We start from the raw sequence: 22,392 nt of genomic DNA on the forward strand, positions 1-22,392 counted from the left end.
TCAGGCGCCGCCCGCGGCCACCCCGTCCGCCGTGTCGGCCGCGGCGGGCGCCGGGAGGACGGGCCGGGCGGGGGAGCCGGCGAGGTCGGCGGCGGGCGCGGCCGGCGCCTTCCGGGGGAGCAGCAGCAGCCCGAGTACGGCCGCGAGTGCCGCGCAGGCGCCGCAGGTCAGCAGCACCAGGTCCATGCCGTGCGTGAACGCGGCGTGCGCGGAGCCGAGCAGGCGGCCGTCGTGCAGCCGGGCGGCGACCGCGTCCGCGCCGGTGACCGAGTCGCGGGCGGCACGCGCGGCGGCGGGGTCCAGCCGGTCGGTGTCGAGCCGGCCGAGGTAGCCGGAACTGAGCACGCTGCCCAGGGCGGCCACCCCGAGGACGCCGCCGACCTGCTGGACGGTCTCCAGGAGGCTGGTGCCCTGCCCCGAGCGCTCGGCGGGCAGCGATCCCATGACCAGCCCGGTCGCGGGCACCATCGCGGTGCCGAAGCCGACGCCGATCAGGGCCAGCCACAGTGCGGCGGTGCCGTAGCCGTCACCCGCCGTGGTGGTCGCGCCGAGCAGGGTGCCGGTGGCGAGCAGCAGCAGCCCGGCGGGGATCACCAGGCGCGGCCCGAAGCGGTTCGCGACCGGCTCGCTCGCGGCGGCGGCGACCATCAGCCCGGCGATCAGCGGAAGGATGCGGAGACCGGTGCCGAACGCGTCGTGTCCGAGCACCGACTGGAGGTACTGCGGCACGACGAACAGGATGCCCATCACCGCGAAGTTGACGAACACCGCGAGCAGGGTTCCCCAGCGGAAAGCGCGGTCGGCGAACAGGCCCAGGTCGACCAGCGGGTGCGCGGTCCGCCGCTGCCGTACGAGGAAGCCGGCCAGCACCGCGGCGCCGCCGACGATCCCGGCGAGCACCCGCGGGCTGCCCCAGCCGTCGTCCGGCACCAGGATCGTGCCGTAGACCAGGGCGGTGATGCCGACGGTGCTCAGTACGGTGCCAGCGGCGTCGAACGGGGCAGCACCGGCCGCGGGCGCCCGGTCGCGGTCGCCGGGGAGCAGCCACACCGCGGCCACCAGCGCGACCGCGGCGACCGGCACGTTGAAGACGAACACCGCACCCCACCAGTAGTGGTTGAGCAGCCAGCCGCCGACCAGCGGGCCGGCCAGCATGCCCAGCGCGGTGGCGGCGGTCCAGATGGCGATCGCCTTCGGCAGCTCCTGGCGGGAGAAGATCCGCGGCAGGATCGCCATCGACAGCGGCATGATCATCGCGGCGCCCGCGCCGAGTACGGTGCGCACCGCGATCAGTTCGCCCGGCGTCGCGGCCCTCGTCCCGGCGAGCGAGGCAAGGCCGAAGAGCGTGATCCCGCCGACGAGCAGGCGCTTGTGGCCGTAGCGGTCGCCGAGCAGCCCGACCGGCAGCATCACCACGGACAGAGCCAGCAGGTAGCCGCCGCCTATCCACTGCAACTGGGCTCTGTCGGCGCCGAGTTCACCGGCGAGCGTGGGCAGGGCGACGTTGATGACGGTGCCGTCGAGCCCGATGACCAGCACGCTCAGCGTCAGGGCGGCCAGGGCCAGCCAGCGGCGTGGCGAGTCGGCGAGAGGGGGTGTGGTGACGGTCTCGTGAGTCGACATGGGGCAGCCTCCTGGGAGTCGTCTATAAAAAGACAGTACACTCCCAAAAAGTTGTCGTCTCTCATTTTGACGAGGGCCTTCGGGTCGAACGGACCGTCAACTCGCCTTGCGCCCGGAGGACGCGGTCTTCTTCGCGGCGGTCTTCTTGCCGGCGCCGGACTTGGCGGCGCTCTTCTTGGCCGCGGTCTTCTTCGCGCCCGCGCGCTTGGACGACGCCGCCTTCTTCGCGCCGCGGGCAGGCCCGCGGGGAGGCCCCCCGGCCTGCTCGCCGGACGGCTTGGCCTGCTCCACGGAGGCGCGCAGCGCCGCCATCAGGTCCACGACCTTGCCGCCGCCGCCCTCCTCGGACACGGTCGGCGGCTCCACGCCCTCCAACTTGGCGGTCACCATGGCCTCCACGGCCTGCGCGTACTCGTCGTGGTAGGCGGTCAGGTCGGCCTCGCCGAGCGCTTCGATCAGGGTGTCGGCGAGCTTCAGCTCGGAGTCGCTGATCTTGACGCTGCCCTTGGGCGCCGCCTCCGCGGGGTTGTTCAGCTCGTCCGGCCAGCGCAGCGTCTGGAGCAGCAGCACGTCGTCGCGCGGGGTGACGAGCGCCAGGTGCTCGGAGTTGCGCATCGCGAACTTGCCCACCGCCGCCTTCCCGGAACGCTCCAGCGCCTCGCGCATCAGGACGTAGGGCTTGTTCGCCCCGGCCGAGGCGGGTGCCAGGAAGTACGGCGTGTCGAGCTGCATCGAGTCCACCGACGCCAGGTCCACGAAGCCGCTGACCTCGATGGTCTTCGCGGTCGGCAGCGGCAGCGCCTGGAGGTCGGAGTCGGTGACCTGGACGAGCTGGTCGTCGGGCGTCTCGTAGGCGCGCCCGATGTCCGAGGCGGTCAGCACCTCCTCGTCCAGCTCGCAGGTCTTCTGGTAGCGGACCCGGCCCTGGTCGGCCAGGTGGATCTGCCGGAAGCTGACCTTGTGGCTGGAGACGGCGGAGCCGAGCTTCACCGGTATCGAGACCAGACCGAAGGCGAGGTTGCCCGACCAGACGCTGCGCATGGCGTGTCCTTTATGTCAGGTTGTGGGATGTTTATGGTATGCCGATCACCGAGGTCGAGGGCCACCGGATCAGGCTCACCCACCTCGACCGCGTGCTGTGGCCGGCGACCGGCACCACCAAGGCGGAGCTGCTTGCGTACTACGCCGCCGTCGCCGACCTCCTGCTGCCGCACACCAGCGGGCGGCTGGCCAGCTTCGTGCGCACCCCCGACGGCGTGGACGGCCAGCGCTTCTTCCAGAAACGCCCGCCCGCGGGTACGCCCGAGTGGGTGACGACCACCGCGCGCGTCCGCAGCAGCGGCGAGCTGATGGACCAGGTCGAGGTGAACGACCTCGCCACCCTCGTCTGGTCCGGCAACCTCTCCTGCGTGGAGATCCACACCCCGCAGTGGCGCGCCGCCGACCCGGACACCGCCGACCGGCTGGTGCTCGACCTCGACCCGGGCCCGGGCTGCACCGTCGCCGACTGCTGCCGGGTCGCTCTGGACCTGCGCGAGCGGCTGGCCGCCGACGGCATCGCCGCCTGGGCCAAGACCAGCGGCGCCAAGGGGCTGCACCTGCTGGCCGCGCTGCGCGGCGCCACGCCCGACCGGGCGCGGGCCTACGCCAGGACGGTCGCCCGCGAGCTGGAGGCGGCGGACCCGCGCCGGGTGGTGTCGCGGATGGCGAAGGCGGACCGCGCCGGGCGGGTCTTCATCGACTGGTCCCAGAACTCGGCGAGCAAGACCACCGCCGTGCCGTACACGGTCCGCGCCCGCGACCGGCCGACCGTCTCCGCGCCGCTGACCTGGGACGAAGTGGCCGAAGCGGTCGCCGACGCCTCCGCGCCCGACCGCCTCGCCCTCACGATCGGCGACATGCCCGACCGGCTGGCGGAGGTCGGCGACGCGCTCGCCGCGCTGCTCGACGAGGGCGAGGGGGGCGGCGCGGGCGAGCTGCCGGGGTGAGGGCCGGGGGCCGGCCCGCCTACTGCTGGGCGCCCGCCAGGTGCTCCGCCAGCTCCTTCTCGTCCTCGTCGTTGAGCGACGTCTTCAGCACGGTCCCGCCGTAGGAGCCCATCGCGTCCGCGAACTTGTCCTCGGTGATCTTCGACGCCATCACCACCACCGCCGACGTGCCCGGCTTGAGCATCTCCTGCACCTGGCCGCGGAACTGGTCGTCGATCCCGGACTTGCCCAGCTTGCCGAGCAGCCCGCCCATGGCCGCCCCCGCCAGCAGACCGAGGCCGGGCACCAGGAAGAGCAGGCCGAAGACCATGCCCCACACCGCGCCCGAGGCCGCCGACACCCCGACGATCTTGCTGGGGGTGTCGACATGGGTCCGGCCCTCCGCGTCCACCGAGACCACGGCGAGCCCGTTGAGGTTCACCACGTAGTCCTGCTGGAGCTGCTGGACCTGCTCGTAGGCGCGCTCGGCGGTGGCGTGGTCGTCGTAACCGATCACGATGAGTTCGGACATCGGGGCCTCCTCGGGGCGTGGCGTGCACGACGTGAGGAACCCTATGTCCGAATTGTCGGTACGTCCTGGTGGGACGGGTCAGCCGCGCGGCTCCCCGTGCCAGCGCCACTTCTCCAGCCGCGCCCGGCCGGGCAGTTCGATGCGGCCGGTCGACCACAGCAGCGCCGGCCACGGCTCGGCGTCCGCGGGGGCGTCCGGGAAGAGCCGGTGCAGCGTCCGCGCGCACAGGTCGGCCGGCGGCTGCCACGGCAGCCCGAACGCGGCCGCCACGTCATGGGTGTGCACCAGCGCCTCCACGACACCCATCGCCCCGAACCCCTCGGGGTCCGAGGCGCCGAACCCGTGGTGCGCGCGCACCTCCGGCGCGGTCACCCGCACCATCGCCACCAGCAGCGCGCCGCACGCCTCCAGCGCCTGGAGCAGCCCGGCCGGGCCCTCCGTGCGCGCCACGAAGACGGTGCTGGTCGGCCCGTCCGGCCGCTCCTGCCGCCAGGAGACCGGCACATGTGTCGTCAACGGCGGTGTCACCGGGCCGAGTTGGAGGGCGTACGCGAACAGGTCGTCGGCCAGGTGCTCCACGGTCTCCCAGCAGGACCAGGTCAGCTCGCCCGCCGGCCGCTCCCAGCCGTCGGCCGGCACCTTGCCCAGGGTGTGCACCGACAGGCGTACGGCCAGCGCCACGTCGTCGGCGGTGACCGGCCCCGGCGCGGGCGGGGACCAGATGCCGAACCACTGCTCGGCGCCGTACTCCTCGAACCGCCCCGCCGCGGTGAACCCCAACTTCGTCGCGACGCGCACCGCACGGGAGTTGGCGGTCTGGGTGGTGAGGACCACCTGCTCGCCCGGATGCGCGGCGGCACACCAGCCGAGCGCGGCCCGGCACGCCTCGGACGCGTAGCCGTGCCCCCACGCCCGCGGCAGGAACATGTAGCCGAGTTCGGGCTCGCCGCCCTCCGGCCGTACGTGGCCGGGCCGTTCGGCGTCGCGCGGGTCGAGCGTGACCATGCCGATCATCGCGCCGTCCAGCTCCACCACGAAGACCCCCGGCCGCTGCCCGGGCACCTCGGGCATCGCCCGCTCCAGCTCCGCGCGCGGTTGGGCCCCGCCGACGTAGGTGCCCACCTCCTCGGAGGAGAACAACTCCACGAACGCCGGACGGTCCCGGGCCTCGGCCGCGCGCAGCACGAGGCGGTCGGTACGGAGCGGGGCGGGCGGCCAGGCGGCAGGGTGCACAGACGTCATGGCGCGCCAACCTACCCGACGCCCCCGGGGGGAAGGGCGCGTTCCGCGGGCGACGGACTATGGCGCCGCACCGCGCCGCGCCGCACCCACCCCCGCCGTCGCCGTACGCGACGGCATGCCGCGGGTCACCCCCCGCACAGCCGCTCCAGGGCCGCGCGGCTGTCGGGGTCCGCCGGGCGGAAGAGCAGCAGCCGCTGGTCGGGGTCCTGGAGCGGCACGAGGACCTCGAAGTCCAGCGCGATCCGCCCCGCGTCCGGGTGCCGGACCACCTTGCTGCCGCGGCCGGTCACCTTCACGTCCCGCTCGGCCCACAGCCGCGCGAACTCCGGGTCGGCGGCGAGCAGTTCGTCGACCAGGCCGGTCAGCGCCCGGTCCTGCGGGTGCGCCGCCCACGCGGTGCGCAGGTGGGCGACGCCCTCCCGCAGTACCCGGTCCCGGTCCACGTACAGCTCGCGGACCCGCGGATGGCGCAGGCACAGCCACATCGCGTTGCGCCGGGCCGGGGGCAGGGTGGCGAAGTCCAGCAGCAGCCGGGTCGCCTCGCGGTTCCAGGCGAGGATGTCGAAGCGGTGGTTCAGCAGCAGCGCCGGGAGCGGTGACAGGTCGGTGACCAGGCCCGCCAGCGGGGCCGGCGCGGCGGTGGCGGGCGGACCGGGGTCGCGCGGGCGCTGCCGGGTCAGGTCGAAGAGGTAGGCGCGCTCGGCCGCCGGCAGCCGCAGCGCCCGGGCCAGCGCCTCCACCACTTCCGACGACGGCCGCAGCCCCCGGCCCTGCTCCAGACGTACGACGTAGTCGACGCTGACCCCGGCCAGCTCGGCGACCTCCTCCCGGCGCAGCCCCGGGGTGCGCCGGGCCTGGCGGCGCGCGGCCAGGCCGAAGTCGCGCGGGTCCAGCCGCTCGCGCCGGGCGCGCAGGAAGGCGGCCAGCTCCTGCGCGGTGTCCACGGTGTGGGTCGTCATGCCGGTGCAACACCGAGGGTGGGACGGACCTTCCCAGGAAGCGGCTTCCCTTACTCCCCGTGCGCGGCCGTCGCAGCCTTGGAGGGTCCCGGTCTTCCGGGCCACCTGACACCTTACGGAGGACACCATGCCGCTCACCCTCGACACCTACCGGCTGCTGGGCCGCTCGGGGCTTCGGGTCTCACCGCTGGCACTGGGCACGGCCACCTTCGGCACCGAGTGGGGCTGGGGCGCCGGGCCGGACCAGTCCCGCGCCCTGTTCGACCACTACGTGGACCGCGGCGGCAACTTCCTCGACACCGCCGGCACCTACACCGAAGGCAGCTCCGAGCGGCTGCTCGGCGAGTTCGCCCGCGGCCGCCGCGACAGCCTGGTGCTGGCGACGAAGTACTCCACGCTGCGCCGCCCGGGCGACCCGAACTCCGGCGGCAGCCACCGCAAGAACCTGTTCGCGTCGGTGGAGGAGAGCCTGCGCCGGCTCGGCACGGACTACCTCGACCTGCTCTACCTGCACGTCTGGGACTCCACGACCTCCGCGGACGAGGTGCTGCGCGGCCTCACCGACCTGGTCCAGCAGGGCAAGGTCCTCTATGTCGGGATCAGCAACGCCCCCGCGTGGCAGGTCTCGTGGATGCAGGCGGTCGCCGACCTGCGCGGGTGGGCGCCGCTGGTCGCGCTCCAGATCGAGTACAACCTGATCGAGCGGACCGGTGAGCGCGACCTGATCCCGATGGCGCGGGAGATGGGGCTCGGCGTGGTGCCGTACTCGCCGCTGGCGGGCGGGGTGCTCACGGGCAAGTACGGGCGGGAGGACCTGGAGGAGGGGGCGGCTGCCCCTTCCCCGGCTGCCGACGGCGAGGACAGCAACCGCAAGGAGTTCAACCGGGCCCTGGGCACCGTCACCGAGCGGAACCTGTCCGTCGCCGACGCCGTGCGGGAGGTCGCCGCCGAGCTGGGCCGTACGCCCGCGCAGGTCGGACTGGCCTGGACGTTGCAGAACCCGGGCGTGACGGCGTCGACCGTCGGGGCCCGCACCCCCGCGCAGTTGGCGGACAACCTCGGCGCCCTCGACGTGGACTTCACCGCCGGCCAGCTGGCCCGGCTGGAGGCCGCGAGCGCCGTCGAACCCGGCTACCCGCACACGATGTTGGCCGGCGAGCACATCCGCCGGGTGACCTCGGGCGACCTGAGGATCGAGCCCCGCCGCTGACGCACGGGGTGCGACGCCCGGCCCCGCGTCCGCCCGCCGTGGCAGCGGGCGGACGGACCGGGCGCTGCTACGATGACAGCCCCCGGAAGGGGATCAGGAGTCCGCTCCTCGAGTCCCGTGGATACCGGCCGGGGCAACTCGACAGGACGGACCGGCGTGAACATCGGTACTCAGGACGCAGTCGATCCGAAGCCGGTGTCCGGCACCGCCCCCGCCAAGAAGCTGCTTCTGCGCGCACTCGCGGGCGAGCGGACCGAACGGCCGCCGGTCTGGCTGATGCGGCAGGCCGGGCGCTACCTGCCGGAGTACCACAAGGTCCGTGACGCGGCGGGCGGCATGGTGGGGCTCTGCACCACGCCGGAGCACGCCGTCGAGGTCACCCTGCAACCGCTGCGCCGCTTCCCGCTCGACGCCGCCATCGTGTTCGCGGACCTTCCGCAGGTCGCCGCCGCGCTGGGCCAGACCCTGGACTACCGGGCCGGCGAGGGGCCGGTCCTGACGCCGCCGGTCCGCTCGTCGGCGGACATCGCCGAGTTCCTCAGTGCCTCCCGCCTGCACGAGGAACTGGCCCCGGTCTACGAGACGGTGCGCCGGCTGACCCGCGCCCTGCCCGCCGACGTGGCCCTGATCGGCTACGCCGGCGCGCCGTGGACCATCGCGACCTACATGGTCGAAGGGCGCGGCGGCGCCGCGTCGGAGCACTCCGTCGTCAAGCAGTGGGCGCTGGGCGACCCCGACGGGTTCCAGCCGCTGATCGACCTGCTGACGACGGCCGTCATCCAGTTCCTCAGCCGCCAGATCGAGGCGGGCGCGGAGGCGGTCCAGTTGTTCGACACCTGGGCCGGGGTGCTCCCGGACGCCCTCTTCGACCGCTGGTGCGTCAAGCCGGTCGCCGCCGTCGTCAGCGCGCTGAAGGCCCGGTACCCGGAGGTGCCCGTCATCGCCTTCCCCCGGGGCGCCGGCCTGTCCTACGACGGCTTCGCCGAGGCGACCGGCGCGGACTGTATCGGCCTGGACTCCACGGTCCCGCTGGCATGGGCGGCGGACAAGCTCCAAGGCGAGCTGGGCCGCTGCGTGCAGGGCAACCTCGATCCCCAACTGCTGATCGCCGGCGGCCCCGCGCTGACCGCCGGGACCGAGCGCATCCTGCGCGGCCTGAGCGGGGGGCCGTTCGTGTTCAACCTGGGACACGGCATCGCGAAGACCACGCCCATCGAGCACGTCAGCGCCGTGGTCGAGCAGGTGCGCGCCTGGAGCACGCCCGCCGTCTGACGCGCCCGCTCGCCCGCCCGGCGGGCTATTCCGCCACCTCGGCCCCGGTGAGCGGGGCCGGGGCGGCCGCGAGGAGGTCGGACTCCTCGTCGGTGAGCAGGCGGGAGCGCAGCAGGAACCGTACGCCCTCGGGCGCCTCCACGGAGAAGCCGCTGCCGCGCCCCTTAACCACGTCGACGGTGAGGTGGGTGTGGCGCCAGTACGCGAACTGGCTCGCGCTCATCCAGAACGGCACGCCGTCCCCGACCCGCCCGAGCAGCACGTCCGCGGAGCCCACCCGGAACTCGCCGCGCGGGTAGCACATGGGGGAGCTGCCGTCGCAGCAGCCGCCGGACTGGTGGAACATCAGCGGGCCGTGGCGGGCGGTGAGGCGGGCGAGCAGCTGCTCGGCGGCGGGGGTGAGGGCGACGCGGTGGGGGAGCGGGGGCGTCATGCGCGGTCCTCCTTGCTCGCGGGTCGGCGCGGGCCGGCCCGCGGGCGTCGCACCGTACATCGAGGCTACCGCCGCGGTCGGCCCGCCGGGAGCCTCCTGACATGACGGTTCGTCAGGCGGGCAGGGGATCGACGGCCGTGCCGTCGCCGAGCGGGACCGGCTCGAACAGGGTGGGAGGCTTGGGGGGTGTGGCGAGGAGTGCGCCGAGCCTCGGTATCTGGCCGGCCACCTTCGCACTGTGCTCGGTGAACGCCTGGATCGAGGCGAACATCTGGACCACCAGCAGGGGACCGCTGTCCTCGCCGCGCGTGCGGTGTACGGAGTAGTGCAGGCAGCCCGGTTCGGCACGGATCTGCTCGGCGAGTTCCGCCAGGACCTCGAGCAGGTCGGCGCGTCGTTCGTCCTTGGGCTCCATCGTGGACACGGCGAGCACCGTGCCGGGCGCCGCGGGCCGGGTGCCGCGAAGCAGGTCCAGGGCCTCCTCGGCCTCGGCCCGGCTGCGCATCCGGATCTCTCGCCCCGCCTCCTTCGACGCCGAGGCCGCGACCGCGACCTCGCCGACCTGGTCGGCGGTCACCTGGTCCGGGTCGCCGGCGCCGGTCAGGCGCGTCGCCACCGGCCCGAGCTGTAGGGCGAAGACCCGCTGCCGGCCGTCGAGTTCGGCGGTGAGAACCTGCTGCATCATCCGTAGGGCGGCCTGTTCCATGCTGACCAGGCCGCTGCCCGGAATCGGCGTGACCGCGGACTCCCCGACGATCAGCGTGTAGGCGCCGCGGGAGCTCAGCCGGGGCAGGAAGGCCCGCGCGACGGCCATGTGCGCGGTCGCGAGACCCACGAAGGCGCTCTGCCAGTCGGCTTCGTCGATCTCCCAGAGGGACCTGCCGGCCCACCAGCCGCCGATCGGGGCCACCACGTCGTCCACGCCGCCGAGCCTGCGCACCATCTCGTCGGCGAGCTGCTCGGCGCCGGCGAACGTCGTGTAGTCGTGGACGACCAGGTGCAGGCGGTCGGTCGCGGCGTCGCCGAGCACGCGCCGGAACTCCTCGGCCCGCTCCTGGGTGCGGGTGGGGACGACGACGTCCGCACCGGCGGTGAGGTATCGGCGGACGATGCCCTCCCCCACGGCGCCGGTGCCGCCTGGAACGGCCACCTTGCGGCCGGAGAGGTCGGCTGGGGTGCTGCTGTTCATGAGATCGCTCCTTGGAGCGGCGCGGGACAGCCTGCCGCTGGTCCCTGCGCCGACGTACGGGCATGTTGGCCTGGCCAACGTTGGTTAGGCCAACATAGCTCGGGAGCGTTGGGAAGTCCAACGGTTAGGATGGCCGGATGACGGACACGGACACCGCACCGCGGCCCCCGGCCCGGCTCCGCGGGCTCGCCAGCTGGCAGGCGAACAAGGCGTCCACGCTCGGCGCGCGGCTGACCGCCCAACGCATGCCGCTGAGGGCCCGCTCGGACTTCGCCGTACTGGCGGCTCTGGAGGAGTACGGGCCGCTCAGCCAGGCCGATATCGGCCGCCGCCTCGGCCTCGACCGCAATGACGTCAGCGGCGTCCTCGACCGCCTCGAAAGCCAGCACCAGGCCGACCGCCACCCTGACCCCGGCAACCGGCGCCGCAACGTCGTCACCCTGACCGCCGCCGGCCGGCAGCGCCTCGAGGAACTCCAGCGGCACGCCGACGCGGTCCAGGACGAACTCCTCGCCGGGCTCGACCCCGCGGAACGCGAGCAACTCCACTTCCTGCTCGCGAAACTGCTCGACAGCCACACACCGCAACCGGCATAGCGGCGTCCGGGAGGGGTGCGGCGCCCTCGCGCCGCGGCGTCGAACTCCCCGCGGCGTCGAACTCCCCGCGGCGTCGAACTCCCCGCGGCGGGGCCCGCGTTCAGCCGAGGAACGGCCGCAGCAGCGCGAGCAGCGCCTGCGGCCGGTGCAGCGGGATGATGTGGCCGCAGTCCTCGATCACGTGGCCGGCGAGGTCGTCGGCGATCGGCCGCAACTGCCGTTCCAGCGCCGCGCCGACAGGGTGTGCGCCGATCGCCAGCGTCGGTACGGTCAGCCGGGTCCGCGCGGTGACCTGCCGGATCTGCCGGGCGGTGTCCGGCAGCGCCCGGTAGAAGCCGAACGCGCGGCGCAGGGCCGGCCCGCCGGTGTACGCGGCCGTGAACGCGTCCCGCACCTCGGCCCGCAGCCCCTGGCCGAGGGTGCCCGCGTCGAGGAACCAGCCGATGTAGCGCGCCTCGTGGCCGGTCAGCACCTCCTCCGCGAGGCCCGGCACGGCGTGGAAGCCGAACCACCACGGCGGGACGGCGAGGAAGTCCTCGGCGCCCGGGAGCGTACCCAGCAGCGCTTCCATCACCACCAGGCGGCGCACCAGGTCGGGGCGGCGCATCGCCAGCAGGAAGGCGGGCGGGGTGCCCGCGTCGATGCCGACCACGGCGGCGGAGGTCTCGCCGAGGGCGGCGAGCAGTGCTTCGGCGTCGGTGGCGAGCGTGCCGACGTCGTATCCGCTCTCAGGGCTTTCCCCGGGTCCGCCCTCGGGGCTCCGCGCGCCCAGCCACCGCAGGTCGGGGGCGATCACCCGGTGGTCGCGGGCGAGGTCGCCGATCACGTCGGTCCACAGCCGCCAGGTGTGGGGGAAGCCGTGCAGGAGCAGTACGGCGGGGCCTTCGCCGGCGGTGGCCACGTTCAGGGTGACGCCGTTGGCTTCGACGCTGTGCAGGGCGATGTCGGTGGGCATGGTGGGGGTCCTCCCAGGGGTGGTTACCAATGGTGACAACCCCACCGTAGGAAACTATGCTGGACCGGCCAAGACCGTACTTCTGCCACAGGTGGTGAGCTCGAGGTGACCGCCTCCCCCGCTTCCCCGGCGCCCCCGCGCCGCGGCGACCTGTTCGACCCGCTCTGCCCGACCCGGCGCCTGCTCGACCGGATCGGCACCAAGTGGACCTCCATGGCCGTCAAGGTGCTCGCCGAGGCCCATCCCGGCGAGGTGCGCTTCGCCGAACTTCAACGCCGCATGCCGGGGGTCTCGCAGAAGATGCTCTCCGTCACGCTCCGCAACCTCCTCCAGGACGGCCTCGTCTCCCGCCGTGTCGAACCCACCGTCCCGCCCCGCGTCCACTACCGCCTCACCGACCTCGGCCTGTCCCTCGAGGTCCCCCTCGCGGCGCTCCGCGCATGGGCCGAGTGCCACATGGCCCAGATCGACGCGGCCGCCGCCCACTCCGAGGGCCCGCGCTGACTCTCCGTGCCCCGCCGTGGGGGTGCGGCCCGGAACGGCACGGGAACGGTCGGACAGGTCACTTCGGGGCACCGGCCGGCGCGGGCACCACGCCGAGCTGCGTCAGGAGCGCCGCCACGTTCCAGTAGTCCCGGTTCTCCGAGATCAGGCCGTCGCGTCGCTCGCCGATGGTCAGACCCGGAACGGTGAACGCCTGTCCGGTTCCGGGCAGGCCCATGGCCGGGTTCGCCCGGTCGTTCGTTCCGGAGAGGTCCCACTCGAACGCGTAGGAGCTGCCGGAGACGAGGTACTTCCGCACCGTGAACCGGTAGTCGCTGGAGAGGCCGGCGTCCATGCCCGACAGCAGCTGTTCCACGGCCGCCCGGCCGGTGTACGAGCCGCCGAAGGCCGTGTCGACCACGACGACGTCCTCGCTCATCATCGCGACGACATCGGCCGGGGCGTGCTTGTTGACCGCCTCGACGTAGTCCGCGAGCCACGTCGGCAACTGGTTCTTCGACATCATCACCTCAAGTTCGACCATGCGTCAGGGCGTTCCGTCCGCTGTTCCACATCGTGGGCCCGCGCCCGGCCCGCCGGCCAATGCCGATCCGCGCCCGTGTCATGCCGATCCGGCATGGGGGCAGGCCAGCGGGACGGGGTGGCTACCATGCCTGCCATGGATCTCGACATCCGGCGGCTGCGCTACTTTGTCGCCGTAGCCGAAGAGAGCAGCTTCGTGCGGGCTGCGGCGCGGCTGTACATGACGCAGCCGGCCCTGAGCCGTCAGATCCGAGCGCTGGAGGACGACCTCGGCGTCGCGCTCTTCGCCCGTGACCGGCAGGGGACGGTGCTGACCCGTGCGGGACGCCAACTGCTCGAGGACGCCCGGCCGATGCTTGCCGCGTCGGTGGCGCTGGAACAGCGGGTGCGCACCGCGGCCCGTGCGGAGAACCAGTTCACCGTCGGGTTCATGCCCGGTGTCGTGGTCACACCCATCGTGCGGGAGTTCTCCCGGATGGCGCCGGATCTGCGGGTCGACGTCGTCCACACCTCGATCACCGATCAGGTCGACTACCTGCTCGACGGGCGGGTCGACGTGTGCTTCGTCCGGCTGCCGCTGCCTCCGGGAACGTTCAAGGTGGTTCCGCTCTTTCCCGAGCCCCGGGTCGCGGCCCTGTCGCGCGAGCACCCCCTTGCGCGGCGCAAGGCGGTGGGTATCGACGACCTGCGGGACGTACCGCTGCTCCAGGCCCCCGAGGACGTTCCCGAGTGGCGGGGAAGTGCTTTCTCCAGCCCGGCCGCGCCGGGGAGAGACCTCAGCAGCCTCCCGGTGACGATCGAGGAGTGCCTGGAGGCGGTCGCGTCCGGCGCCGGTTTCCACGTCATGCCGGCGGGAATGGCCGACTTCTACCGCCGGCCGGATGTCGAGTACCTCACGCTCGACGGCGTGGCCCCGCGCATGGTCGCCCTTGCCTATATGGAGCACCGCACGATGCCCGAACTCCAGCGGTTCTCCGAGATCTCGCGGCGCATGCTCGGCCCGGCTCCCGACTGACGAGCCCTCCGCCCGGGTCCTTGTTCCGCACCGGCAGTCCGTAGCGCGCGGTGCAGTTCGCCGAGGACGGCGGGGTTTTGCCGGTGAAGGCCGCCGGCACGGCGTCTCCGTGGGCACGCCGTACGTGCCGTTCCCGGTGGAGCACACCGTACGTGCCGTCCTCCGTGAACCGATAACCTGCATCACCGTGATGCGTGCCTGGGTCCCGCCGATGCTGCTTGCGCTCAGCGGCTCAGCCGTCGCGGCCGGGGAGCTCTTCCAAGGGAGCCCCGCCACAGCCGCAGCACTCCTGCTGGCGTTCCTGGCGCTGGCCGGCGCGACCTCTCCCTTGATCTTCCCGAGGTCGATCGCTGCGCAGGAAGCACAACGCCGCAGCGCGGCCGACGGCCGACCGGTCGTCTTCTGGCGGCCGGGCTGCATGTACTGCATACGGCTGCGCATCCGGCTGGGCCGCAGCGCCCGCCAGTTGCACTGGGTCAACATCTGGCGCGACCCGGCAGGAGCCGCGGCGGTGAAAGCGGTCAACGACGGCAACGAGACCGTCCCGACCGTCATGGTGGCCGGCCAGCCGCACACCAACCCCGACCCCGCATGGGTGCGCGGACAGCTCTCCTCTTCCGTGTGATCAGAAACTGAAAGGCAAGTTACGAGAGAACCGGGTGTTCAGCGGCCGCGGGTGGGGGGAGGCCGCGCCGCTCCTCGGACGAACTGACCGGCATCCGTCCCCTCGATCCGCACCACCGCCGCCGCCGCCAAGTCGGGCCTTCCGCAACCCACATCGCGGTCGCGCCGTCGCCGTCGCCGCCTGCCGGGCTAGCCACTCGCTTTGCTGCACCGGCTCGGTTACCAGCCCCTGCGTCGGTCTCCGCGCTCGAAGCCAGCCCCGGTCAACGGTCCGCATGATTAACTCGCCTGGAAATAGCCCCGGTTGTTCCGTATCGCCAAGGATTTCCTGAATGCCGGAATGTGCAGAAGTGACGGAACCCCGGGCCTCGCCGCCGTAAAGTCGCAGGCCACGAAGAGCGCTCCCCGCGCGTGCGGGGTTGGTACTCAGGATGGACCCCGCCGCATTCCCGGGGGTGTGTGCTCCCCGCGCGTGCGGGGTTGGTACGACGTGCCGATGGGGGCCGCCAATTGCCGTATCCAGCGGTACGTGGACCAGTTCGGGGGACATGCGGCGGCGAGAGGGCGCCTTCCTAGTGCTCTGACCGGGAAGGTTCGCCGGGTTGGGTGACGCGTCGGTTAGGCGGGTGGACGTGGGCCGGCGCTGGTGACGGTGCCGGTCCACCAGTCCGGTTGATCCGATTCGCGCCACTGGACTTCCAGGAGTCTGTGCGTGAGTTCTTCGGTCTTCAGGCGGCATGCCGTCTGCGCGGTATCGGGCTCGGACGTTGGCGCGGGATCGTCGAGAGCACCGTCGGCGACACCCGACGGTTCGGTGAAGTAGATCGCGTACCGCCATCTGTCGACGGTTCGGTAGAGCACGAGGGTCCTCGGGGTCCCGATGGTGCGCCAGTACGGCTGCCGCTTGCTTGCCATGTCCGCACGGTACTGGTCCAGGTCGGATTCACCGGCACGATCAAGCAGCTCGGGTCAGTGGGCGTCCGCCCCAGCGGATTCCCTTCTCGCCGCGGATGCGGGCGCGTTCCCTGCGTTGCGGCCAGAACATCGGGGTGGCGGGCGTTGATGTTCCGCCACCGGAGGTAGGCGTGCAGGGCCCGGGTATGCACGGTGTGGTTGCGGTGGTTGGAGTTGGCGACGGTGAACTGCCGCAGCGGCCCGAAGTGAGCCTCGATCGGGTTGTCCCCCGAGGCGTAGGTCGGGGTGAAGCACAGCTCGACCCGGTTCTTCTTTGCCCAGCCCGGATCTGCTCGCCCTTGTGGGCGGAGAGGTTGTCCAAAATGACGTAGATCGGGGCGCCGTCCGGACGCGCGGTGCGGATCGACCTGAGCGCGGCCAGGGTGTTGTCGGCGCACTTCTTGCGGCGGTTGACTCCCCAGAGGGTGTCGTCGCCGATCGAGTAGCAGCCGTGGAAGTAGCGGACTCCGTGGGTGCGGTGGTAGGTCGCTGGATGCCGTGACGACGAAGTCCTCGTCATCAGGACTGAGCAGGCGGGGACGTCCTCCCGCCCACCGAGGGTCCAGAGCGGCCAGGTCGATCTCGTTGAACCGGTGGATCACATCGCGGACGGTGTCCTCGTCGGCCTGCACCAACTGGGCGATCACCGGGACGCGGTTCCCGCCGGCCGGCCAGCAGCATCATCGCGTGCCGGTAGTGCACCGAGCTGGTGCTGCCCCGGCAAACGATCTGCTGCAGTTTCTGCCCCTCCTGGTCGGTCAACCTACGCGCGCGGACAGGCTCAGCCTCCACACCCCCAACGATCAGACGGACGTCACTGCACATCCAATCGCGGGAGCGACCAACCCGGCGAACCTTCCCGGTCAAAGCACTAGACGACGTGCTGTCGGCCGGCCTCCACCCGAACTTTCCCCACGGCACCGCGAACACGTGGCGCCTCGCCCACGACGTGCGCAGGGAAAAGAGGCGGACTCCCGGGCGCCCCTCTTTCGGAGGAAACCGGGGCGCCCGGCGGACGTAGGCCGCGTCACGGCGGGAGACTGCCGTCGCACGGTACGCCCGGAATGACGCCCGAGGAGCCGATATGGCTGTACATGTGAGCCGCCCAGCGGTGGCCCTGCCCGAGCACCGGGTCCCGACTTCCGCCGTGATCGCGGATCTGGAGCGGTACGGGGCGAGCGGCGCCGTACTCCGCATCGTGCGGAACCTCGGCGTCGAGCACCGGTACACGAGTCGTACCCTCGCCGAACTCGCCGAGCCCGAGGGCGTCGAGGCCCGGAACACCGCGACGGTGGCCGCCGTCAACCACCTCGGCGCGCGGGCCGCGGCCGCCGCGCTCCATGCCGCGCGCCTGGACGCCGACGAGATCGACGCCGTGATCGCCGTCCACTCCAGCGGCATCGCCATGCCCGGCCTCGGGGTGCACCTCGCCGCCACCCTGGGCCTGCGGCCGGACACGCTGCACATCCCCGTCACGCAGGTGGGATGCACCGGCGGCGCATGGAGCCTGGCGCTGGCCGCGGACCTCGTCGCCGCGCAGCCCGACCGGCGCGTCCTGGTCGTCGTCGCTGAATCCCTCACCACCTCGTACCGGCCAGCCGAGCCCGGCACGGTCGCGGCGATGTACCGCGCGCTGTTCGGCGACAGCGGGGCCGCTGCCGTCGTCACCGCAGAATGGCACGGGCCGGGACTGCGCGTAGAGCGCACCTGGTCACACCTGCTGCCCGACAGCGCCCGGTACTACTGGATGACGGTGCGGGACCGCGTGGGCCAGCATTTCGACTCCACGTCCGCGGCTGTGACCGCGGTCGCCGAGTGCATGCCGCTCCTGGTCGACTGGCTCAAGGAGTCCGGGGTGCCCCAGTGGGTTGCGGCCCACCCCGGAGGCCCGAAGATCATCGATTCCGTGGCCGACGGCCTGCCGGTCCCGGTCGACCTGCGGCACTCCTGGGACAGCCTGCGCGAACACGGCAACACCGGCGGGCCGGCCGTCCTGGATGTCCTCCGCCGTATCCACGAAGCCCCGCCCCCGCACGGCGCCCGCGGTCTGGTGGCCGCGTTCGGCCCGGGCTTCTTCGCCTCGGCGCTCACCGGGACCTGGCAGGACCACGACTGACGCGCATTTCGTATGGGGCGGGCGGACCGTACGGGAGTTGGGTGCGGCCGCGGTCGTGTCCGGGTGGGAGTGGGGGCGCTTCGGTGGGGGCTTCGACAGAGGTCGGCGGTGCGGTGACTGTACGACGGCGCCTTGGCCGTCGGGGCCGTACGTGTCGTGCGGTGCGGGCTGCTCGGGCACCGACAACGCTTGCTCGTACGTCTCCACGGCCCCCGGCCGGCGGGTGGGTCCGCGTGTTCTCGGTCTCGGGCGGTCCGGTGCCGGGCCACCGTGGTGCACCCGTCTCCGGTACATTCGGCGGAGCCGCCGCGCGTGGGTGTCCGGAATGCCGGAATGTGCGGAAGTGACGGAAAACCCGGCCCTGGCGTCGTAAAGGCCCAGGTCAAAAAGGGTGCTCCCCGCGCACGCGGGGCTGGTCCCAGCGCCTTGACGCGCCGGAAGCCTTCCATCGAGTGCTCCCCGCGCACGCGGGGCTGGTCCCGACTTCAACTTCGGCAAGACCTACGCCGCGAAGTGCTCCCCGCGCACGCGGGGCTGGTCCCATCACGTCAGCCACGGGACTCACCACCCGGCTGTGCTCCCCGCGCACGCGGGGCTGGTCCCCCCACCCCGCCGCATGGCACCTGCACGGACGCTGTGCTCCCCGCGCCCGCGGGGATGGTCCCGTGCGGGACCACACCGAGGTGAAGCAGGCCATGTGCTCCCCGCGCCCGCGGGATGGTCCCGTGATCAACGCGAGGTTGCTTCAGTGCGTTGAGTGCTCCCCGCGCACGCGGGGATGGTCCCTTCGGAATGGGCGCCGAGGAACTCCTGCGCATGTGCTCCCCGCGCCCGCGGGGATGGTCCCTTGCTACGGGGGGAGATGTGGTCAACCACCCGGTGCTCCCCGCGCCCGCGGGGATGGTCCCCGGCTCGCGTCGCCCGCGCCCGTGCTCGGGATGTGCTCCCCGCGCCCGCGGGGATGGTCCCCAGGGGTTCGGTGCCGTTCGGGGTACGAATCTCGTGCTCTCCGCGCACGCGGGGCTGGTCCCCGAGGTCGTACTCGCTGAGTCCGTCAAGGTCTGTGCTCCCCGCACATGTGGCGATGCCAGTCGGGGGACAGGGCAGTTCGGCTTCATCGTGCAGGCGTTGCGGCGGCCGCGTGGATGTATCGGTTTGGGCGGGACGGGTTGGGGGCGTAGGTGCGCCGTCGTCAGCAGCGAGGACTGGGTCTCCGGTGCCAGTGAGGCGGGGGTGGACCGGCGGCGAAGCGATCGGGACGAGCCGCTCGGAAGCGGCGGATTGAGGGGGTCGCCGGTTCGGGGCCGGCGGTTACGCGGGTGTTGCGGGGGAGCCAGTTCTTTCGGGGTGGGGTGTGGGTCGATGGCGACTCAGTCGTGCGGAGGGCTCTGTAGGGGCGCTCGGGTTGGAGGTAGGGGTGTGCCATTCGCGGGGGCTCGGGACGTCGACTGATGGGGGTCTGGCCCGTGCAGCACACCGGTTGTCAGGGCCGAACGTGGAGTGCGGTGCGTGGCTCGCGCAGCCGGTTGCGGTGCGTGCGTACAGCGCCAAGATGCTTAGGCTGGCAGATACGGTGCCGGACTTTTGTTTCCGAGCCGGTCGGCATGCGGCCCACATGGTTCACTCGCTGCTGGGCGTTCGGCAGGGCGGTTGCATAGGGAGGTCTGAAATGTCCGAAACTTTGGAGGTGATGGGAAAGCTGGTCCCGGCTGCGTAAAGGGCCAGGTCGCGAAGGGTGCTCCCCGCGCGTGCGGGGTTGGTCCCGGCTTCGATCTCGGCCTCGAAGGTGTCAACCAGTGCTCCCCGCGCGTGCGGGGTTGGTCCCCTGGTGCCGGCTGCTCCGTTCTGCGCGGCCGGGTGCTCCCCGCGCGTGCGGGGTTGGTCCCGCTCCGCATCACCGTCGCCGCCCTGATGCGCGGTGCTCCCCGCGCGTGCGGGGTTGGTCCCCTCGACCGCGCCGGCACGCCGACCGGTTCGGAGTGCTCCCCGCGCGTGCGGGGTTGGTCCCCCGTACTGGGCGCTCCAGTCCTACATCAAGGAGTGCTCCCCGCGCGTGCGGGGTTGGTCCCCGTCATGCCCTCAAGCGGGGCGTACCGGGTCTGTGCTCCCCGCGCATGCGGGGTTGGTCCCTCGCCCAAGAAACTTGGTGCGACACGCCCCAAGTGCTCCCCGCGCATGCGGGGTTTATCCCCTGCTCCGGCAGTCCCCGGCGCTCGCCGAGGCGTGCTCCCCGCGCGTGCGGGGTTGGTCCCGGGGCGAGGTCGTCACGCAGCTTGGCGGCGTGGCGCTCCCCGCGCGTGCGGGGTTGGTCCCGGCCGTCCTCCGCAGCAGCGTTGCACCGGACCGTGCTCCCCGCGCGTGCGGGGTTGGTCCCCACAGGGCCATGACGCAGTCGGTCAGGCCCTTGTGCTCTCCGCGCCCGCGGGGCTGCTTCCCGGGTGGGGTGCCCGGCACCCCGGAAGTGCGGCTCTGCACGAAGAGACGGGCGGGTCAGGGGTTGGAGAAGAAGGCGAACGCCTGGGTCGCGTCGGCGACAGCCTCGGGGTGGACGTCGTCCGCGGTGCGGCCGGCCGCGATCTTGTGCCAGGTAGTGCGCGCGAGGACGCGCTGGGTCGCGAGGAGTTGGGCCGCGAGAAGGTGAGCACCGAGATCGGCCCCGAGGGCGTCGGCCAGGGCCGCTTCGTCGTCGAGTTGGTAGCGGGTGAGGCGGCCCGCCAGGGCAGGCGTGTCGAAGACGAGGCGGTGGAAGGCGACGACGGCCGGGTGGTCGTTGAGGCCGGTGACGGGGTCGCGGCGGTCGAGGCCGGCGCGGAAGTGGGCGTGGAGGGCGGCGGCGGGGGAGACCCCGGGGCCGCGGTCGCGGACGACGCGGGCGGCCTCGCCCTGGTGGTCGGCGAAGCGGTGGAGGACGAGGTCCTCCTTCGTGGGGAAGTAGCGGAAGAGGGTCGGCTTGGAGACCTCGGCCGCGGCGGCGACGTCGTTGACGGACACGGCGTCGAAGCCGTGCGCCAGGAAGAGGGAGATGGCCGCGTCGGCGATGGTGTCGCGCGTGCGGGCCTTCTTGCGGGCACGCAGCCCCGTCGGCTCGTCGGTCACGCGCACACCGTAGCATTTGTGACCAGGTTGCTTTTGTGTATGAGTTGCTTTTGTGACCGGGTAACGGTTTCATGGCCGGGTGCAGACGACGGACACCCTCCCCGTACTCGTGACCGGCGCGACCGGCCGGATCGGCCGCGCCGTGGTCGACCGGCTCCTGGCCGCGCGCGTGCCGGTACGCGCCCTCGTACGCCGACCGGAAGCCGCGGAACAACTACCGCCGCAGGTCCAGGTATTCACCGGCGACCTGACCGAACCGGCCTCGCTGGACGCCGCGTTGGACGGCGCGGGCACCGCCCTCCTCGTCTGGACCGCCCCACCGCAGACCGTCGGCGCCGTCGTCGAGAAGCTGGCGGCCCGCGTACGGCGGGTGGTCTTCCTCTCGTCCCCGCACCGCACCCCGCACCCGTTCTTCCAACAGCCCAACCCCATGGGCGAGTTGCACGCGGACATCGAGCGGCACATCGCGGCTGCGGGACTGGCCGCGACCATCGTCCGCCCGGGCATGCTTGCCTCGAACGCGCTGGCCTGGTGGGCGCCCGCGCTCCGGGCCGGCGAGACCGTACGGTGGCCGTACGCCGCCGCCGAGACCGCGCCGGTCGACGACCGCGACGTCGCGGACGTCGTGGCCCGTACGCTCTGCCAGGAGGCGCACGCCGGGGGCGACTACGTCCTCACCGGCCCCGACGCGCTCACGCACGCCGCCCAAGTGCAGGCCATCGGCGCGGCGTTGGGGCGCCGCCTGACCTTCGAGGAGATGACGCCGGACGAGTTCCGGCGCCTGTCGGAGGGTACGGCGCCCGCGCCCGTCGTCGAGATGCTGCTCGCCGCGTGGCGCGCGGCAGTCGGTCCGCCCGCGTACGTCACCACCACGGTGGCCGACCTCCTCGGAACGCCGCCCCGTACGTTCGGCCAGTGGGCCGCCGACCACGCTGCCGCGTTCACGCGCGACCGCCCCTGACGCCCGACCACGCCTCCGCGTTCGCCCGCGACCGCCCCTGACGCCCCGAAGCGCGTCCGCGCTGTCGGCTCATCAGTCCGCCGTTGCCGGCGGACGGGTCCGCGACCTCCGCCGGGGGCATTCCGTTCGCATGAGGGCCCTCAGGGACTGTTCGGAGTCCTGATCAGCATCCGCAGCGCCTCGACCAGCCGCGCCGCGTCCTTCGCGCCGAGCGGGGCGAGGAACTCGCGTTCCGCCGACTCGCGAGCGTCTTCCGCATCGGCCAGCACCCGCTTGCCCAGCTCCGTCAACTCGACGACATTGCGGCGGCGGTCCTCCTTGCTGCGGCGCCGCTCCACCAACTCCTGGCCCTCCAGGACGTCGACGAGCGCGACCATCGTCGTGCGGTCCACGCCCAGCCGCCGCGCGGCCTCCACTTGCGACAGCGGGTGGCCCGCTGCCAGCACGGCGAGCACCGCCAACTCCCGCGCGTCCAGTCCGAACGGGGCCAGGGCGGGCCCGGCACGCTCGGCCAGCCGAAGCTGCGCGTGCTTGAGCAGGTAGCCCAGCCGTATGCCGAGCAGATCCTCGACCGCCGCTCCGTCGTCGTCGTTCTCCGCCATCCCGGCATCTTAACCACCGG

General features: G+C 72.7%; 20 protein-coding genes, 2 pseudogenes and 3 CRISPR repeat arrays. Of the genes and pseudogenes, 9 read left to right on the forward strand and 13 right to left on the reverse strand.

Annotation, left to right across the window (positions count from 1 at the left end; translation table 11 throughout):
* On the reverse strand, positions 1-1,623 hold the full coding sequence (locus tag AC3EVP_RS28670) for an MFS transporter (RefSeq protein WP_435134744.1): 1,623 nt from the start codon (positions 1,621-1,623) through the stop codon (positions 1-3).
* Positions 1,624-1,719: 96 nt separating this feature from the next.
* A complete protein-coding gene (ku, locus tag AC3EVP_RS28675; protein ID WP_435134745.1) occupies positions 1,720-2,664 on the reverse strand; it encodes a non-homologous end joining protein Ku in 945 nt (314 codons plus the stop codon).
* Between the two features lie 38 nt (positions 2,665-2,702).
* Between ku and ligD the strand changes: the two genes are divergently transcribed.
* On the forward strand, positions 2,703-3,611 hold the full coding sequence (gene ligD, locus AC3EVP_RS28680) for a non-homologous end-joining DNA ligase (protein WP_435134747.1): 909 nt from the start codon (positions 2,703-2,705) through the stop codon (positions 3,609-3,611).
* A 19-nt stretch (positions 3,612-3,630) separates the two neighbouring features.
* Here the strand turns inward: ligD and AC3EVP_RS28685 are convergent, their stop codons facing one another.
* The 3 genes and pseudogenes from AC3EVP_RS28685 to AC3EVP_RS28695 all read right to left on the reverse strand — a co-directional run bounded on the left by AC3EVP_RS28685 (position 3,631) and on the right by AC3EVP_RS28695 (position 6,323).
* Positions 3,631-4,122, reverse strand: a complete 492-nt coding sequence (locus AC3EVP_RS28685) for a DUF1269 domain-containing protein (protein ID WP_335981955.1) — start codon at positions 4,120-4,122, stop codon at positions 3,631-3,633.
* A gap of 702 nt (positions 4,123-4,824) precedes the next feature.
* A pseudogene (locus AC3EVP_RS28690) lies at positions 4,825-5,364 on the reverse strand (GNAT family N-acetyltransferase); the annotation flags it as partial.
* A gap of 125 nt (positions 5,365-5,489) precedes the next feature.
* Positions 5,490-6,323: a helix-turn-helix domain-containing protein gene (locus AC3EVP_RS28695; RefSeq protein WP_435134751.1), complete on the reverse strand. Its 834-nt coding sequence runs from the start codon at positions 6,321-6,323 to the stop codon at positions 5,490-5,492.
* 127 nt (positions 6,324-6,450) lie between these two features.
* Between AC3EVP_RS28695 and AC3EVP_RS28700 the strand changes: the two genes are divergently transcribed.
* Positions 6,451-7,533: an aldo/keto reductase gene (locus tag AC3EVP_RS28700; RefSeq protein WP_335981951.1), complete on the forward strand. Its 1,083-nt coding sequence runs from the start codon at positions 6,451-6,453 to the stop codon at positions 7,531-7,533.
* Between the two features lie 156 nt (positions 7,534-7,689).
* Positions 7,690-8,805 (forward strand): uroporphyrinogen decarboxylase, encoded by a 1,116-nt coding sequence (gene hemE / locus AC3EVP_RS28705; RefSeq protein ID WP_435134754.1) that lies wholly within the window; start codon positions 7,690-7,692, stop codon positions 8,803-8,805.
* Between the two features lie 25 nt (positions 8,806-8,830).
* Here the strand turns inward: hemE and AC3EVP_RS28710 are convergent, their stop codons facing one another.
* Both AC3EVP_RS28710 and AC3EVP_RS28715 read right to left on the reverse strand, forming a co-directional pair.
* Positions 8,831-9,238: a DUF779 domain-containing protein gene (locus AC3EVP_RS28710; RefSeq protein WP_435134757.1), complete on the reverse strand. Its 408-nt coding sequence runs from the start codon at positions 9,236-9,238 to the stop codon at positions 8,831-8,833.
* Positions 9,239-9,350: 112 nt separating this feature from the next.
* Positions 9,351-10,427: an SDR family oxidoreductase gene (locus AC3EVP_RS28715; RefSeq protein ID WP_435134760.1), complete on the reverse strand. Its 1,077-nt coding sequence runs from the start codon at positions 10,425-10,427 to the stop codon at positions 9,351-9,353.
* A gap of 137 nt (positions 10,428-10,564) precedes the next feature.
* On the opposite strand from AC3EVP_RS28715, the gene AC3EVP_RS28720 reads away from it, so the two are divergent.
* On the forward strand, positions 10,565-11,023 hold the full coding sequence (locus tag AC3EVP_RS28720; protein WP_435134763.1) for a MarR family winged helix-turn-helix transcriptional regulator: 459 nt from the start codon (positions 10,565-10,567) through the stop codon (positions 11,021-11,023).
* A 100-nt stretch (positions 11,024-11,123) separates the two neighbouring features.
* On the opposite strand, the gene AC3EVP_RS28725 is transcribed toward AC3EVP_RS28720, so the two are convergent.
* Positions 11,124-11,978, reverse strand: coding sequence for an alpha/beta fold hydrolase (locus AC3EVP_RS28725; RefSeq protein ID WP_435134766.1), 855 nt, complete (start codon positions 11,976-11,978; stop codon positions 11,124-11,126).
* A 105-nt stretch (positions 11,979-12,083) separates the two neighbouring features.
* Between AC3EVP_RS28725 and AC3EVP_RS28730 the strand changes: the two genes are divergently transcribed.
* Positions 12,084-12,482 carry a winged helix-turn-helix transcriptional regulator gene (locus AC3EVP_RS28730; protein WP_435134769.1) on the forward strand — a complete coding sequence of 133 codons (399 nt, stop codon included), beginning with the start codon at positions 12,084-12,086 and terminating at the stop codon, positions 12,480-12,482.
* A 58-nt stretch (positions 12,483-12,540) separates the two neighbouring features.
* Here the strand turns inward: AC3EVP_RS28730 and AC3EVP_RS28735 are convergent, their stop codons facing one another.
* Complete coding sequence (locus AC3EVP_RS28735; RefSeq protein ID WP_435134771.1) at positions 12,541-13,005, reverse strand: ester cyclase; 465 nt, start codon at positions 13,003-13,005, stop codon at positions 12,541-12,543.
* A 135-nt stretch (positions 13,006-13,140) separates the two neighbouring features.
* Here AC3EVP_RS28735 and AC3EVP_RS28740 point away from each other — a divergent pair, with 135 nt between their 5' ends.
* Together AC3EVP_RS28740 and AC3EVP_RS28745 are read left to right on the forward strand one after the other, a co-directional pair.
* Entirely contained in the window at positions 13,141-14,019 is an 879-nt protein-coding gene (locus AC3EVP_RS28740; RefSeq protein ID WP_435134774.1) for a LysR family transcriptional regulator, read from the forward strand.
* A 187-nt stretch (positions 14,020-14,206) separates the two neighbouring features.
* Positions 14,207-14,644, forward strand: coding sequence for a glutaredoxin domain-containing protein (locus tag AC3EVP_RS28745; RefSeq protein ID WP_435134777.1), 438 nt, complete (start codon positions 14,207-14,209; stop codon positions 14,642-14,644).
* A gap of 617 nt (positions 14,645-15,261) precedes the next feature.
* Here AC3EVP_RS28745 and AC3EVP_RS28750 read toward each other — a convergent pair.
* Positions 15,262-15,558: a hypothetical protein gene (locus AC3EVP_RS28750; protein WP_435134779.1), complete on the reverse strand. Its 297-nt coding sequence runs from the start codon at positions 15,556-15,558 to the stop codon at positions 15,262-15,264.
* Positions 15,559-15,598: 40 nt separating this feature from the next.
* Positions 15,599-16,422, reverse strand: a pseudogene (locus AC3EVP_RS28755) (helix-turn-helix domain-containing protein).
* A gap of 259 nt (positions 16,423-16,681) precedes the next feature.
* On the opposite strand from AC3EVP_RS28755, the gene AC3EVP_RS28760 reads away from it, so the two are divergent.
* Entirely contained in the window at positions 16,682-17,713 is a 1,032-nt protein-coding gene (locus AC3EVP_RS28760; RefSeq protein WP_435134781.1) for a PhlD, read from the forward strand.
* Positions 17,714-18,104: 391 nt separating this feature from the next.
* Positions 18,105-18,379: direct repeats of the CRISPR family, unit length 29 nt.
* A gap of 91 nt (positions 18,380-18,470) precedes the next feature.
* Positions 18,471-18,745: direct repeats of the CRISPR family, unit length 29 nt.
* 703 nt (positions 18,746-19,448) lie between these two features.
* Positions 19,449-20,087: a CRISPR direct-repeat array (repeat unit 29 nt; unit sequence GTGCTCCCCGCGCGTGCGGGGTTGGTCCC).
* 116 nt (positions 20,088-20,203) lie between these two features.
* Here AC3EVP_RS28760 and AC3EVP_RS28765 read toward each other — a convergent pair.
* Entirely contained in the window at positions 20,204-20,809 is a 606-nt protein-coding gene (locus AC3EVP_RS28765) for a TetR/AcrR family transcriptional regulator (RefSeq protein WP_435134783.1), read from the reverse strand.
* Positions 20,810-20,888: 79 nt separating this feature from the next.
* Between AC3EVP_RS28765 and AC3EVP_RS28770 the strand changes: the two genes are divergently transcribed.
* Positions 20,889-21,770, forward strand: a complete 882-nt coding sequence (locus tag AC3EVP_RS28770; RefSeq protein ID WP_435134786.1) for an NAD(P)H-binding protein — start codon at positions 20,889-20,891, stop codon at positions 21,768-21,770.
* A 140-nt stretch (positions 21,771-21,910) separates the two neighbouring features.
* Here AC3EVP_RS28770 and AC3EVP_RS28775 read toward each other — a convergent pair whose 3' ends face one another.
* Complete coding sequence (locus AC3EVP_RS28775) at positions 21,911-22,372, reverse strand: MarR family winged helix-turn-helix transcriptional regulator (RefSeq protein ID WP_435134788.1); 462 nt, start codon at positions 22,370-22,372, stop codon at positions 21,911-21,913.
* Between the last annotated feature and the right edge of the window lie 20 nt (positions 22,373-22,392).

The sequence above is a fragment of the Actinacidiphila sp. bgisy144 genome, from assembly GCF_057708105.1.

Coding starts and splice junctions, on each gene's coding strand:
- AC3EVP_RS28670 (WP_435134744.1), bottom strand. CDS start 1,623: ATGTCGACTCACGAGACCGTCACCACACCCCCTCTCGCCGACTCGCCA.
- ku (WP_435134745.1), bottom strand. CDS start 2,664: ATGCGCAGCGTCTGGTCGGGCAACCTCGCCTTCGGTCTGGTCTCGATA.
- ligD (WP_435134747.1), top strand. CDS start 2,703: ATGCCGATCACCGAGGTCGAGGGCCACCGGATCAGGCTCACCCACCTC.
- AC3EVP_RS28685 (WP_335981955.1), bottom strand. CDS start 4,122: ATGTCCGAACTCATCGTGATCGGTTACGACGACCACGCCACCGCCGAG.
- AC3EVP_RS28695 (WP_435134751.1), bottom strand. CDS start 6,323: ATGACGACCCACACCGTGGACACCGCGCAGGAGCTGGCCGCCTTCCTG.
- AC3EVP_RS28700 (WP_335981951.1), top strand. CDS start 6,451: ATGCCGCTCACCCTCGACACCTACCGGCTGCTGGGCCGCTCGGGGCTT.
- AC3EVP_RS28710 (WP_435134757.1), bottom strand. CDS start 9,238: ATGACGCCCCCGCTCCCCCACCGCGTCGCCCTCACCCCCGCCGCCGAG.
- AC3EVP_RS28715 (WP_435134760.1), bottom strand. CDS start 10,427: ATGAACAGCAGCACCCCAGCCGACCTCTCCGGCCGCAAGGTGGCCGTT.
- AC3EVP_RS28720 (WP_435134763.1), top strand. CDS start 10,565: ATGACGGACACGGACACCGCACCGCGGCCCCCGGCCCGGCTCCGCGGG.
- AC3EVP_RS28725 (WP_435134766.1), bottom strand. CDS start 11,978: ATGCCCACCGACATCGCCCTGCACAGCGTCGAAGCCAACGGCGTCACC.
- AC3EVP_RS28735 (WP_435134771.1), bottom strand. CDS start 13,005: ATGGTCGAACTTGAGGTGATGATGTCGAAGAACCAGTTGCCGACGTGG.
- AC3EVP_RS28740 (WP_435134774.1), top strand. CDS start 13,141: ATGGATCTCGACATCCGGCGGCTGCGCTACTTTGTCGCCGTAGCCGAA.
- AC3EVP_RS28750 (WP_435134779.1), bottom strand. CDS start 15,558: ATGGCAAGCAAGCGGCAGCCGTACTGGCGCACCATCGGGACCCCGAGG.
- AC3EVP_RS28760 (WP_435134781.1), top strand. CDS start 16,682: ATGGCTGTACATGTGAGCCGCCCAGCGGTGGCCCTGCCCGAGCACCGG.
- AC3EVP_RS28775 (WP_435134788.1), bottom strand. CDS start 22,372: ATGGCGGAGAACGACGACGACGGAGCGGCGGTCGAGGATCTGCTCGGC.